This is a genomic window from Pedobacter sp., from assembly GCF_039594775.1.
Taxonomy (GTDB): domain Bacteria; phylum Bacteroidota; class Bacteroidia; order Sphingobacteriales; family Sphingobacteriaceae; genus Pedobacter.
In genome coordinates this window covers 803,145-816,023 of record NZ_JBCNMT010000001.1, presented here as the reverse complement: position 1 = coordinate 816,023, position 12,879 = coordinate 803,145, and the positions used below count along the sequence as shown (strand labels likewise).

The window sequence follows — 12,879 nt, the reverse complement described above, 5'->3', positions numbered from 1 at the left end:
TTATTTTTAGTCTGTTCTTTTAGCTTCAATCACGATATAAGGCGATAACTGTTTGGAGTTAAAAGGAAATACTTTTGTAAAAACCTTTCCAACTAACCAAGTGGCTTTCTTAAATAGCCTCACTCCTGCCGATTTCTCCCTTTCGTTCTCTAACCAAACACTAAATTTACCAAAATAATTGGCACTTAAAACTTTAAGTCCTGCATTTTCAACAATCTGCTTTAATAGCTGAGGGTCCATACAGTTAATGTTATGCTTGTCGTAATTTTCCCTATCAAAGTTTTTCTGGAACCAACCGTTAATCGCCTTAAAATTTGGAAGGGTGATAAACAAAGTCCCTCCTGGCTTTAAAAATGAAATATGCCTACGAATGATATCTTCGGTATCGTTAAAATGCTCAATTAATCCACAGCTTAGCACCAAATCATACTGCTGCACGGGCTCATAATTAAATAAATCCGTTTCAATAATATGTATATCATCTTTCGCCAATCCATTAGCCTGTAGGAGCTGATGAGTGATGGGCTCATGTACAAAATAATCAAGCAGTGTTACATCCAGTTTTAAGTACTTCTTTAAAAAAACGGCATAATATCCCGGGAAACCGCCCAATTCAATGGCTGTTTTAATATTATCGCGTTTTACAATTTCCTTTAACTGTTGGTGGAATAAATAATTTGCAGGTATAGTTACGGAAAGACCTGTCTTGCTTTCCCAATATTTCACCCAAAAATCTCTGTCAGTAAGTAAGTTTGCCATGTTGTAGCAGTAAACTTACGAAGTTTAACTTTAATTGCTTGTAGTTTTCAAACGCTTTACCATTAAAAACTTCGTAAGTTTCTGTAGTGCTTTAGTTGGATTGCTCGCATCGAAGCAATCCAACAATTGAACCTTTTATTTTAAATCTTTCATAATCTCGGCCACAGCTCTTTCCAATTGTGGGTCTCTACCGGCCAATCTATCTTCGAAAGTATTTTTCACCATAATGTCTGGCGCAACACCTTCTTTCTCTAAATTTTTACCATCCATGGTATAGCAGCCCCACGATGGCAGGCGATAAGAAGAACCATCAACCAAGCCTTTGGCAGAAGTAAATATGATCCAACGGTAGGTTTCTGTACCGATAATTTTGCCCAGCTTCAATTGCTTAAATCCGGCGGCGGTCATTTCGGCGTCACTTAACGATTGCTCATTAATCAACAACACAATTGGTTTTACGGCAGGACCAAAGTTACTTTGGGTAGTAAGCTTACCGCCACGATATTTCCATTTCAAATAAGGACGTTGTGACAAGAAGCGCAATACTTCGTCGTGAACATTTCCACCAGTATTATACCTCAAATCCAAAATAATCGCATCCTTGTTATTCTCCTGTTCTACCATGTCCAACAAGAAAGTTTGCAATTCGCCAGTTCCCATGTTTTTCATATGCGAATAAGCGATTCGATTTTTGCCCCAATTATCTACGTTTTTACGATTATTGGCAATCCATTCGTCATACAGATTTGCTTTTAGATTTACTGTATTTTGCGGGTGTACGTTCACATTTACGGATTTGCCGTTACGGGAGAACGTTAAATTCATTTCCCTATCAATAGACGGTTTGCTGAAATAGTAATCCCTATCCATTGTTTCATCTACTTTTACACCATTCACATGCGTTAAAACATCGCCGCTAACCACTTTACCGCCTAATAAAGCAGCACTGCTTTTGGCTACGATTCTATCTACCTGATAAGGTTTTTCATTGTTGAAAATGATACCTGTTTCATTGGTATAATAGTTCATGCTTTTACGTTCTTCGGCACCAAAACTGTTAAAGCCCATATGTGAAGAATTTAGCTCGCCCAACATATCATTTAGTAAAATGCGCAAGTCAGAACGGTTGTTCACATATGGCAAATAAGCCGCGTAACGAGTTTTCATTTTCGGCCAATCTACGCCATGGAAATCGTCATCGTAGAAGTTCTCATCTAAACCTACCCATGTTTCATAAAACATCTGATTAAACTCGGCATTTAGGTTTTTGCTGAATTTGTAGCTATAATCCATCGCATCCAGCTTATTCATGTCAATATTATACTTGTTAAGTACTCCCCTAGCCAATACAAAATGCTTGCCCGCAGCTTCGGCGATACCAAAACCACCAGGTGCTACCTTTTCTGTTTTGTTACTTTCAAAGGGTTCAATTACGGTTCTATAGGTACTCATTGGCACACCCTCATGGCTCGAAGTATAAAACACATAGGTTTTGTCGCCTTTGGCCAAAACATCAGTTAAATATTGAGTGCCAAAAGCAGGGCTTACCAACTCTATTCTGTCTAAAATACGGTCAGTGTTAATGGTAATCAGTTTTGCCGCTGGCTTAGTCTCTGCTTTCTTCTTCGCAGTATCTGCAGGCTTTTTAGCATCTTTTACTGGTGCAGTTTCTTTTGGGGCTGCTGGCGGATTTTCCTTAAACAACTCGTCAAACTTATCTGCACGGTAAGGAGTATCATAATAATCCAATGCCATACGATACACATGTGCATCCTGCATCCCAAAAGGATAAGAGGGCTTGGTGCGGTTACTGGTAAAATAGATGTATTTTCCGTCTGGCGACCAAATTGGACTTGATTCTGTTACTCCAGTATTGGTTAAATTAGTGGTTTGGTTAGCTTTAAGGTCATGCACCAAAATATCCTGCTCAAAATTACGGTAAACTGTAAAAAGTAAGTATTGGTCGTTTGGCGAGAAACTAGGTGACGACTCTTGGATAGCCCAAAACTCATCCTTTAGGACAGTTTTGCTCTGGAAAGTTTTCAAGTCCATCAAACGTAACTCGTTTCTACCGCTTAAATAAACCGCTTGGGTTTTGGCTTTGTTAAAAGCAATGGCCCTATTATTGGCCTTATCATTGGTTAGCTGTTTGGGAGCCGATTTACCATCGCCAATTACCGTAAACCAGTTTTGATAACCATTAACCGTTTGGTTGAAAAGAATGGTTTTATTATCAGCCAACCATTTCAATTCCAAAGAACGTTCACCGCTATTACTGATTTGGCGAATGAACTTTCCATCAACATCACTTACAAACAATTCGCCCCTAGAAATAAAGGCCATTTTTTTGCCATCGGGCGAAACATCAAAGTTGAAGATGTTTGCTTTTACTTCGTATTCTTGTTCCTTGGTCAAGACCTGATTTCTAAAAGAACTGATATTGATTTTTTCAGCCTTTTTAGAAGCTACATCATATACATATAGCTGGTAATCTTTTTCAAAAACAACAGTACTACCATTGGCGGCCACAAAAGGACGTTTAATAGAAGTATCAAATTTGGTAAGTGCTGTTTTTTTGCCGCCCACAAAAGTGTAAAGGTTATACTCCTCATTCCCTTCATCTGAAACAAAGTAGATGTTTCCTTTTTGGTCAACACTAGTCCAAAAATCCTTACCTATATAATCGGTATAACGTTTATATGCTTTGGTTTTAGGATTATACGACTGGATGTCTGGATTGAAAGCACCTTTGTAGCGCTTGCGGTTGGCAAAGTTCCTGCTTTCCCAAGTATCGCTAAAAAACAAGCTGCCATCAGGAGCCTCGGCAATATTGTGCGTAGTATTAAAATAGTTTTCAAACAAGCGTACCGCCGTACCACCATTGATGCCTACTTTATAGCTCGAAAAATTATTATAACGGCTCGAAGTAAAATAAATAGTTTTTGAATCCCAGCTCCAGTTATCCACTTCATCCGTACCATCGTTAAAGGTTAACTGTTTAATCTCGCCTCCCGTCATAGGCATTACATAAACGTCAAAATTGCCATATTGATTGGACGAAAATGCCAACCACTTGCCATCTGGCGAAATTTTCGGATTGATTTCATCGCCTTGCATCGCTGTAATTCTAGAGGCCAAACCTCCCTTAACAGGCACTTTCCAAATGTCGCCATCGTAACTAAATACTACGGTCTGCGCATCTGGAGATAAGGCCGGACAACTGGCAAAATAAGTTTGGTTCTGAGCATTTACCATTAACGGCAACGACAAAAATGCGAACGCAAGCTTGCTGAATAGGTTTTTATTCTTCATTTTTATAATGATAAGTTTAGTTAATTTGATTAACGGTTTTACAAACCTAAACAATAAAATGTATTTTTGATTGCTTTGAAAGTAGTACACCTCAACACATATGATGGCAACGGCGGCGCTGGTAGAGCGTGTTTACGTTTAAGCGATGCGCTGAACCAAGCGGGCATCGATTCTAAGGTATTGGTATATTATCAATTCGGTAATGATCCAAGCATCCACAACTTAAGCAAAAGTCCATTTGCCAAAGCAAAGGCGATTTTTAACATCATGGCCGAGCGGTATTTGGCTAAATTGTTTTCAAAAAAATCAATAAAAACACCTTTCTCCCTACAATGGTTTGGTAAAAGCGTGCTCAAAAATAAGTTGGTAAAAGAGGCTGATGTCATTCACATTCATTGGATCAATCATGGCTTTTTGAGTCCTAAGTTTTTAGCCCAGCTTGATGAATTGGAAAAGCCCATTGTTTGGACTTTTCATGATAGCAATGCATTTACAGGGGGCTGCCATGTTCGTTATAGCTGTGAAAATTTCCACAGACAATGTGGAAATTGTCCGTTACTAAAAATGAGTGGTCCCAAAGACATTTCCTATCGAACTTGGAAACGTAAACAGAAAGCTTATTCCGAAGTAAACTTCCATGTGGTGGCCCCAAGTAGATGGATGGCACAATCGGTTAAAGAAAGTAGCTTGTTAGGGTTAAGGCATACTTCCGTTATTCCAAACACTATTGAGATAGATGTTTTTAAACCTTACGTAAAAGCCGAAGCCAAAAAAATTCTCAAGATAGCACCCGAAAAATTTGTGCTAATGAGTGGCTTTATGCCTTCTAAAAATGACAAACACAAGGGCACACAATATCTTATCGATGCACTTTTTGAACTGTCCCGTCGACCAGAAATTCCTAACGAAGAAATAGAACTGGTTATTTTTGGCAATAAGAATGAAGAGAACATTCCCAAATTCCCTTTCAAAACAACCTTTTTAGGAACCATTAATAAAGATGAGCACTTGGCCAAATGCTATGCCGCGGCTGATGCTTTCATCACGCCTTCTCTGGAAGACAATCTGCCCAACACCGTGATGGAAAGCTTGGCCTGCGCCACGCCGGTAATTGCTTTTACCACTGGTGGTATTCCTGATATGGTAAAACACCTCCAAAATGGCTATTTGGCAAAATACGAAGATGCCTCTGACTTAGCAGATGGCATCGAATGGTTGTTTCTGCATGAACAAAAGGAAGAAATCCAAAAAGAAGCCCGCAGAACGGTATTAAGTACTTTCGCCCCTCCTGTAATTGCCGAACAACATGCTTTGCTTTATTTAAAACTGCTAGATGACATGCCTAAATAAGTTGAAAGTAAGAAGTAGAAAGTTAAAAGTGAATACGGCACTTATTCTGTCATTTCGAACGTCGGTGAGAAATCTTAACGGATTATAGCTAGTCGTCATCTTGATGAGTGCAACGAAGAGAAATCTCACTGCCCTGCCCTCCTACGTCATTTCGATGAAGAATGAGGAGAAATCTAGCAACTTGAACAAGCCCCAGTTCAAAAACATTGTTTTTAGATTTCTCCTATAGTCGAAATGACGTAAATATTATTGGTACTGCCAAGTGCAACCTGCCCTAACTTTTCAAAGAAACAACCTCTAACTAAAAATCATTAGATTCTCTATCCGCACCCAAAATGACGGACTAAATCCTTAAACTTGTACCATGCATCCCAAACTGTCTGTCATTACCATCGTTTATAATAATGTAAAGGATATTGAACGCACCATGCTTTCAGTACTCAACCAAAGTTATCCCAACATTGAATACGTGGTAGTGGATGGAGCCTCCAATGATGGCACCTTAGAAGTCATCAAGAAATATGAAAACCGTATCGCAAAACTGATTTCGGAAAAAGACAACGGCATTTACGATGCGATGAACAAAGGTTTGGAACTAGCGACTGGCGACTACGTGTTGTTCATGAACTCAGGCGATGAAATATATGAGCTCGAAACCGTTGAAAAGATTTTTGCTACTGCTCCCAACGCTGATATTTATTACGGCGAGACAGAAATGTACGACGAAAATTGGCAAAACTTGGGCAGACGCAGACACCAGGCACCCGAACATTTCACTTGGGAAAGCTTCAAATACGGCATGAGCATCAGCCATCAGGCCATTTACATCAAGCGCAGTTTAACAGAACCCTACAACTTACAGTACAGGTACAGTTCAGATATTGACTGGATCATTAAAATTGCCAAAAAGGCTTCCAGTATCGTCAACACACATTTATATGTAGCTAAGTACTTAGTGGGTGGCATGAGCAAGAAAAAACATCGTGAAAGCTTAAAAGAGCGCTTCCAAATTCTTAGTCACTACTATGGTTTAGTTTCAAACATCATTAACCATATCGTGATTGCCTTCAACTTGGCCTTCTATTTTTTAAAGCATAAACGGACGAATGATTGAGCAATACCTACAGAGTTTTGATCTCTTTTCAAATGAAGAAATCAATCGGCTCATTCAATTATTTGAAGTCAGGTATTTAAACAAGAATGATATTTTTATTAACGAAGGTAAAATCAGTAACGAAGTAGCCTTTGTGATTGATGGCCTATTTCGCTCCTTTTATATTTCTGAAGAAGGAAAAGATATTACCTATTGTTTTAGGTTCCCTAATGAGTTCATTGCGGCCTATTCTTCTTTTATTACGGGGAATCCAAGCGTAGAAAATATTCAAGCGATTACCAAAGCCCAAATACTCGTCATAAAAAAAGAGGTGATACAAAAACTTAGTAGCCATAACCTCAAATGGACTACTTTTTTGAAAATCGTGGCGGAACAACAATATCTGGAACTTGAAAATCGGATATTTCAACTTCAAAGAGATAGTGCATCAAAGCGCTACAAATCTTTAATGGAAAATCAACCCACGTACATTCAAAAGTTACCGCTACAACACCTCGCCTCTTTCTTAGGTATTACCCAACGTCATTTGAGCCGTATCAGAAGCGAGGTTTCTTTTTAGACATTTGTCCTAAAATTCAATCATACTCTCCATCTATCTTTGCTTCAAGAAGATATTTATGAGCAAGAAAATCGTCATCATCAATGGCCACCCCAATCCAAACTCATTCAATTTTGGAATCGCGGCAGCCTATCAAGAAGGAGCAAAACTAAGTGGTGCCGAAGTACGGAAAATTACCATTGCCGATTTAGTGTTTGACCCCAACTTAAAATTTGGCTACCAAAAACGTATGGAACTGGAACCTGATTTATTACAAGCTTGGAAGGATATCAAATGGGCCGATCACCTAGTTTGGGTTCATCCCGTTTGGTGGGGTGGTTTACCTGCCATTACTAAAGGTTTTATCGACAGGCTGTTTCTGCCTGGCATGGCATTTAGCTATCGCGAAAATTCCGTTTTTTGGGACAAATTACTGAAAGGCAAAACAGCAAGGATTATCACCACCTTAGACCAACCGGGCTGGTATTATTGGTTATTTTTTGGTAAACCGAGCGTGAATCAACTGAAAAAGTCTACGTTACAATTTTGCGGAATAAGTCCCGTAAAAACCACGTACCTAGGAATCATCAAAACTTCTGATAAAAAACAAAGAGAAAAATGGCTCCACAAAATCAATAGTTTAGGAAGAAATTTGGCTTAAGCGCAATTTCCATACATTTCATACTGATTTGGTTTTTATCTAAACAATCCCTACAAATTTCTTGTATTAAATAAGATTGTTTTATTAAAAAAATAAAGAAAATGGGAAAGTTGAGCAATAAAAACATCGCCATCCTGTCAGAAAGTGGTTTCGAAGAATCCGAGTTATTTGAACCGCTAAATAGGCTAAAAGAAGAAGGAGCCAACGTGCGTATCATTTCCAGCAAAAAAGGTTCTATACAGGGCATGAAAGACCATCAATGGAGCAGGAAAATCGAAGTGGACAATGTTGTTGAAGAGGTAAATGTAAACGACTTTGATGGGCTAATGCTACCCGGCGGGGTCATTAACCCAGATGCGCTAAGAACCAATGACAATGCCGTAGCCTTTGTGAAAGATTTTTTCAAGAAGGGGAAACCCGTTGCTGCGATATGCCATGGCCCACAAACACTCATTAACGCAGAAGTAGTAGAAGGCAGAAAAATGACCTCCTACAAAGCCATCAAAAAAGATTTGGTAAATGCCGGAGCCAATTGGGTTGACGAAGAAGTAGTGGTTGATCAGGGTTTGGTTACTAGCCGTAGCCCTCAAGACCTTCCCGCCTTTAACGATAAAATGGTAGAGGAATTTGCAGAGGGCGTACATGAAAAGCAACACGCTTAATACCTGGATTTGGTTTTGGGCTAATTTACCCAAAACCAAATTTTACATTCGGCTGAACTGTGGCTAGCAAATAATCCTAACTTTGTAAACATGGATATTCAGTTTATCTTAATGATTGCCCTTTTTGTTGCCGCCATATTTTATGTAGGCAGGGTAATTTACCGTAGCATTGCTCCTAAAAATGGTTCGTGCGCAACAGGCTGTGGCAAATGTGGGGCCGATTTCAGCAAAATTCCTGACACCAACACCAAGTAGATGTTAGAAAAGTTCCAGTCCTATCTAAAAGAGCGTCTTGCCATTACCGATGAGCAAGCGAAGGAAGCAACGAGTTGCCTCAAAAGTAAAACCATTAAAAAGGGTGCTGTATTATTAAGTCCTGGCGACTTAAGATCAGACAACTATTTCATTAATGAAGGCCTTCTACGCTATTTCTCTATTGATGAAAAAGGTAAGGAACATATTATACAATTTGCCCCGGAGAACTGGATGATTTCAGACCGTAACAGTTCAGTGTTTAACGAAGCTTCTGTTTTTTATATTGATGCGATAGAAAATACCGAAGCACTCATCGTACCTAGTCATTTCTTCGTTGATATTCAAAAACTGCTTCCCCATATCTTAGAGCTAAATATCCTGATGCTACACAACTCTATCAGGTTCATGCAAAAGCGCATCAATATGTTGCTAAGCGCCACCGCCGAAGAACGCTATCTCGATTTCATTAAGCTTTACCCTAACTTAACGTTAAGAGTTCCCCAATGGATGATTGCCTCCTATTTGGGCATCACTCCTGAGTCGTTGAGCCGCGTGCGCAAAGACCTCGCTAAAAAACACTTCAAATAAAATTGGTTAATTGTCGAATCGATTATTGGTTAATCGTTTTTACTTGTAAACCAATAAACTATTGAGCTAATGAACTAAATTCATTACTTAACATACATCAATGTCCAGCTAATATTGTCGCCGTAAATTTGTTGCATAAAATTTAACAATCTAAAAATTAAAATATTATGGCAACAACAAAATGGGCTTTAGACCCAACCCACAGCGAATTACAGTTCAAAGTAAAACACTTGATGATCACTACTGTAACCGGAAGCATCAAATCTTTCAGTGCAGAATTAAATGCCGAAGGCGATGATTTTACCAATGCTACAATCTCTTTCTCTGGCGACATCAGCTCTATAGATACTGGCAATACTGATAGAGATAACCATTTAAAAAGTGGTGATTTCTTTGAAGCAGAAAAATATCCATCCATCAGCTTTACCTCTAACAGCGTTGAAAAAGACGGTGACGATTACATTGTAAAAGGCGATTTAACCATTAAAGATGTAACCAAACCCGTAAAATTAAATGCTGAATTTGGCGGTATTGCAACCGATCCTTGGGGAAATACCAAAGCCGGATTTACCTTAAGCGGAAAAATTAACCGTACAGAATTTGGTCTTACCTGGAACGCGGCCTTAGAAACCGGTGGAGTAATGGTGAGCGAAGAAGTAAAAATCTTAGGCGAGCTACAGTTCGTAAAACAAGCTTAATTATAGAAAGGAGGCAAACATGCCTACAACATTCAAAAAAGTTGCTGCTATTCTGAACCCGTTAGCCCCTCACATGGTTGGCGACGGGTTTAGGGTGCACAATTTCTTCCCCGGCGGATACAAAATTAAAATGGATCCGTTCTATCTACTCGATTACAATGCAAAGATCGAGTTTTCCCCCAGCAATAGCCCAAGAGGTGTAGGTGTACACCCACATCGTGGATTTGAAACAGTAACCATCGCCTATCATGGAGCTGTAGCACATCACGACAGTGCAGGCAATAGCGGTGTCATTTATCCAGGCGATGTACAATGGATGACCGCCGCCAGTGGCATATTGCATAAGGAATACCATGAAGAAAGCTACAGCAAAAAGGGTGGACCTTTTCAAATGGTACAATTATGGGTTAATCTGCCAGCAAAATATAAAATGACTACGCCCAAATATCAATCCATTACCCATGCAAAAATGGCCAACTTTGAACTTCCTAATCATGAGGGAAAAATTGAAGTTATTGCAGGAAATTATAATGGTGTAAAAGGAAGTGCTTCAACATTTACTGAAATAGAGCTATACAACTTAAGGCTTAAGGCAGGCGCAAAAACTATTTTAGAAACACCTGCGCATTTTAATACCGCACTGCTGGTTATTGAAGGAAGCATCATCGTAAACGGCACTGAAAAAGCAACGACCAATCAAATGGTGCATTTTGCTCATGAAGGTAATTCCATTGAAGTAGAAGCGAATGAGGATGCTGTAATATTGTATCTGTCAGGAGACCCAATCAATGAACCTATTGCTCAATACGGTCCCTTTCTGATGAACAAACCAGAAGAATTACAACAAGCCATTGAGGATTACAATACAGGGAAATTTGGCTACTTGGAAGAGTAGAAGATATGTTGTGTTATGAGTTACGTGTTATGGGCTTGAGACGCACGCAACCTATACACCAATACCTCGGTCGCGAAGACCTTGGAGCTTTATCTTATCTTTTTTCAAGACCTCAAAGAGGTCCAATCTCTATAAAAACGACCGACTAACACAGATGCGACTCCGTAGGAGTCGTATGCTTTTGGAACCTTTATATTATAAACTTCGGATTTTTGTTCAGATCTCGCCGAGTGCTTCCATATCGTCATTTCGACTAAAGCATAAAAAGAGAAATCTAATATCATAGATTTCTCTTTTTTATCTATAACGTGTTATAAAATTAGTCTCATAACTTGCACCTCACAACCTGTAACTCCTAAACTTTCTCTATCAAACAAACGGCATAAGCAACTACGCCCTCTTCCCTACCAACAAAGCCCATTTGTTCGTTAGTAGTTGCCTTAATAGAAATATCGTCAACAGAAATACCCATTGCATTTGCAATATTCTCCTGCATTTGCGGAATATGCGGATTAATCTTAGGCGCTTCCAAGCACAACATCGCGTCGATGTTCCCCACCTCGAAGCCTTTTCCTTTTAGCAACTTCACAGTTTCCTGCAACAAGATCAGGCTGCTAATTCCTTTCCACCTAGGATCAGTATTTTTAAAATGGAAACCAATGTCTCTCAAGTTGGCGGCACCAAGCAAAGCATCGCAAATCGCATGCAATAATACGTCCGCATCAGAATGCCCAAATGCACCTCTGTGATGCTCTAAGTTTACACCTCCTACCACAAACGGATGATTGTCCTTTAATTGGTGGACATCAAACCCAAAACCTACCTTAATACGCATTATTTACCTACTTTATCGACATTCCATGACAAGCTAAACCTTAAGGTATTAGCCAAAGGACTGTTTTGTGCATTGGCAACCAGATATGAGAAATCCAGATTAAACATATTGTATTTCAAACCAGCGCCTAGGGTAAAATACCTTCTATCGCCTTTTTGAGGGTTTTCGTAGAAATACCCGGCCCTCACCGCAAATTGTTGGTTATAGGTATATTCAAGACCTGTAGAAATAGCCACTTCCTTAAGTTCCTCTTTAAATCCTCCTGGTGCATCAGCAAAAGAGCCAATGATTCCGGAAGGTACCGAGCGATATGGATCTTTACCTGAGATAATATTTCCATCATTATCTCTAATTGGGTCGGTAGGAACCATTAATTTATTAAAATCAAGGGCTATCGTAAACTGATTATAATCATCGATAATGAAAGTTGAAGCACCGCCCAACTTCATATTGGCAGGTAAAAACCTTCTATTTTGCGTTTCGGCAAAGCTCATTTTCGTACCAATATTGGAAAGATTTAAACCTGCAGACAAAATAGCGTCTTTACCAAAAAGCACGGTAGGCTTTTTGAAGAATGCCGAAACATCAACCGCTACTGCGCTTCCAGCTTTTTGCTGACTTCCGCCAATTTGCCCAGTAGTTAGGTTTGAGCGAATATAGCGAGCGGTGGTTCCCAAAGAGAAATTATCACCAAAGCGACGAGAATAAGTTGCGTCAATAGCAAATTCATTAGGACTAAAAGTACCCTGGTTATTCCTAAATTCGTCTACCAAGGTAATTTCTCCCAACGAAAAATATCTTAGTGATGCGCCAACTACGGTGCGTTCATCCACTTGATAGTATCCACTTAAATAAGCCAAGTTAATATCGGGGACCAAGTTTTTAAGCCAAGGGCTATAAGATAAACTCACACCATAAGGCTTTTCCAAAAAGGCAAGTTTAGCCGGGTTAATGCTCATCGAGTTACCATCTGGCATTACCGCAACACCAGCTTCACCCATAGCACCTGCGCGTGCATCGGGCGTAATCAATAAAAACGGAACATCGGGATAAACACCATTGGTTTGGGTCACACTGCTTCCAGTAGATTGCTGAGCAAGCGCATTTTTTCCCATTAACAACGACAAAAGCAATAAGGCGCTACTTAGGCGGTTTAATCTCATTTTACAATATTAATATGCGCAATTTAGTATAGAGTTCGTTAATTTCAAA

At 39.4% G+C, this 12,879-nt stretch carries 13 protein-coding genes; 9 read left to right on the top strand and 4 right to left on the bottom strand.

What is annotated here, in order from left to right; genetic code table 11:
- Positions 1-6 precede the first annotated feature (6 nt).
- Both ABDV71_RS03550 and ABDV71_RS03545 read right to left on the bottom strand, forming a co-directional pair.
- Complete coding sequence (locus ABDV71_RS03550; RefSeq protein WP_343531044.1) at positions 7-759, bottom strand: methyltransferase domain-containing protein; 753 nt, start codon at positions 757-759, stop codon at positions 7-9.
- Positions 760-894: 135 nt separating this feature from the next.
- A complete protein-coding gene (locus ABDV71_RS03545; protein ID WP_343531043.1) occupies positions 895-4,071 on the bottom strand; it encodes a S41 family peptidase in 3,177 nt (1,058 codons plus the stop codon).
- Between the two features lie 66 nt (positions 4,072-4,137).
- Between ABDV71_RS03545 and ABDV71_RS03540 the strand changes: the two genes are divergently transcribed.
- The 9 genes from ABDV71_RS03540 to ABDV71_RS03500 all read left to right on the top strand — a co-directional run bounded on the left by ABDV71_RS03540 (position 4,138) and on the right by ABDV71_RS03500 (position 10,832).
- Positions 4,138-5,421, top strand: coding sequence for a glycosyltransferase (locus ABDV71_RS03540; protein WP_343531042.1), 1,284 nt, complete (start codon positions 4,138-4,140; stop codon positions 5,419-5,421).
- Between the two features lie 364 nt (positions 5,422-5,785).
- Positions 5,786-6,535 carry a glycosyltransferase family 2 protein gene (locus tag ABDV71_RS03535; protein WP_343531041.1) on the top strand — a complete coding sequence of 250 codons (750 nt, stop codon included), beginning with the start codon at positions 5,786-5,788 and terminating at the stop codon, positions 6,533-6,535.
- Entirely contained in the window at positions 6,528-7,094 is a 567-nt protein-coding gene (locus tag ABDV71_RS03530) for a Crp/Fnr family transcriptional regulator (protein ID WP_343531040.1), read from the top strand. Before ABDV71_RS03535 ends, ABDV71_RS03530 begins: the two co-directional genes overlap by 8 nt.
- Before the next feature lie 58 nt (positions 7,095-7,152).
- Positions 7,153-7,734 (top strand): NAD(P)H-dependent oxidoreductase, encoded by a 582-nt coding sequence (locus tag ABDV71_RS03525; protein WP_343531039.1) that lies wholly within the window; start codon positions 7,153-7,155, stop codon positions 7,732-7,734.
- Between the two features lie 101 nt (positions 7,735-7,835).
- Positions 7,836-8,396 carry a type 1 glutamine amidotransferase domain-containing protein gene (locus tag ABDV71_RS03520; protein ID WP_343531038.1) on the top strand — a complete coding sequence of 187 codons (561 nt, stop codon included), beginning with the start codon at positions 7,836-7,838 and terminating at the stop codon, positions 8,394-8,396.
- 90 nt (positions 8,397-8,486) lie between these two features.
- On the top strand, positions 8,487-8,651 hold the full coding sequence (locus ABDV71_RS03515; protein ID WP_343531037.1) for a FeoB-associated Cys-rich membrane protein: 165 nt from the start codon (positions 8,487-8,489) through the stop codon (positions 8,649-8,651).
- Positions 8,652-9,239 (top strand): Crp/Fnr family transcriptional regulator, encoded by a 588-nt coding sequence (locus ABDV71_RS03510; RefSeq protein WP_343531036.1) that lies wholly within the window; start codon positions 8,652-8,654, stop codon positions 9,237-9,239.
- 167 nt (positions 9,240-9,406) lie between these two features.
- Complete coding sequence (locus tag ABDV71_RS03505; protein WP_343531035.1) at positions 9,407-9,937, top strand: YceI family protein; 531 nt, start codon at positions 9,407-9,409, stop codon at positions 9,935-9,937.
- 19 nt (positions 9,938-9,956) lie between these two features.
- Positions 9,957-10,832, top strand: a complete 876-nt coding sequence (locus ABDV71_RS03500; RefSeq protein WP_343531034.1) for a pirin family protein — start codon at positions 9,957-9,959, stop codon at positions 10,830-10,832.
- 355 nt (positions 10,833-11,187) lie between these two features.
- Here ABDV71_RS03500 and ispF read toward each other — a convergent pair whose 3' ends face one another.
- Together ispF and porV are read right to left on the bottom strand one after the other, a co-directional pair.
- Positions 11,188-11,667, bottom strand: a complete 480-nt coding sequence (gene ispF, locus ABDV71_RS03495; protein ID WP_343531033.1) for a 2-C-methyl-D-erythritol 2,4-cyclodiphosphate synthase — start codon at positions 11,665-11,667, stop codon at positions 11,188-11,190.
- On the bottom strand, positions 11,667-12,830 hold the full coding sequence (gene porV, locus ABDV71_RS03490) for a type IX secretion system outer membrane channel protein PorV (RefSeq protein ID WP_343531032.1): 1,164 nt from the start codon (positions 12,828-12,830) through the stop codon (positions 11,667-11,669). Before porV ends, ispF begins: the two co-directional genes overlap by 1 nt.
- Positions 12,831-12,879 lie beyond the last annotated feature (49 nt).

Bases quoted from the DNA above. Each gene is read 5' to 3' on its own strand.
- ABDV71_RS03525 (WP_343531039.1), top strand. From the start codon at position 7,153: ATGAGCAAGAAAATCGTCATCATCAATGGCCACCCCAATCCAAACTCA.
- porV (WP_343531032.1), bottom strand. From the start codon at position 12,830: ATGAGATTAAACCGCCTAAGTAGCGCCTTATTGCTTTTGTCGTTGTTA.
- ABDV71_RS03520 (WP_343531038.1), top strand. From the start codon at position 7,836: ATGGGAAAGTTGAGCAATAAAAACATCGCCATCCTGTCAGAAAGTGGT.
- ABDV71_RS03550 (WP_343531044.1), bottom strand. From the start codon at position 759: ATGGCAAACTTACTTACTGACAGAGATTTTTGGGTGAAATATTGGGAA.
- ispF (WP_343531033.1), bottom strand. From the start codon at position 11,667: ATGCGTATTAAGGTAGGTTTTGGGTTTGATGTCCACCAATTAAAGGAC.
- ABDV71_RS03505 (WP_343531035.1), top strand. From the start codon at position 9,407: ATGGCAACAACAAAATGGGCTTTAGACCCAACCCACAGCGAATTACAG.
- ABDV71_RS03545 (WP_343531043.1), bottom strand. From the start codon at position 4,071: ATGAAGAATAAAAACCTATTCAGCAAGCTTGCGTTCGCATTTTTGTCG.
- ABDV71_RS03500 (WP_343531034.1), top strand. From the start codon at position 9,957: ATGCCTACAACATTCAAAAAAGTTGCTGCTATTCTGAACCCGTTAGCC.
- ABDV71_RS03535 (WP_343531041.1), top strand. From the start codon at position 5,786: ATGCATCCCAAACTGTCTGTCATTACCATCGTTTATAATAATGTAAAG.
- ABDV71_RS03515 (WP_343531037.1), top strand. From the start codon at position 8,487: ATGGATATTCAGTTTATCTTAATGATTGCCCTTTTTGTTGCCGCCATA.
- ABDV71_RS03530 (WP_343531040.1), top strand. From the start codon at position 6,528: ATGATTGAGCAATACCTACAGAGTTTTGATCTCTTTTCAAATGAAGAA.
- ABDV71_RS03510 (WP_343531036.1), top strand. From the start codon at position 8,652: ATGTTAGAAAAGTTCCAGTCCTATCTAAAAGAGCGTCTTGCCATTACC.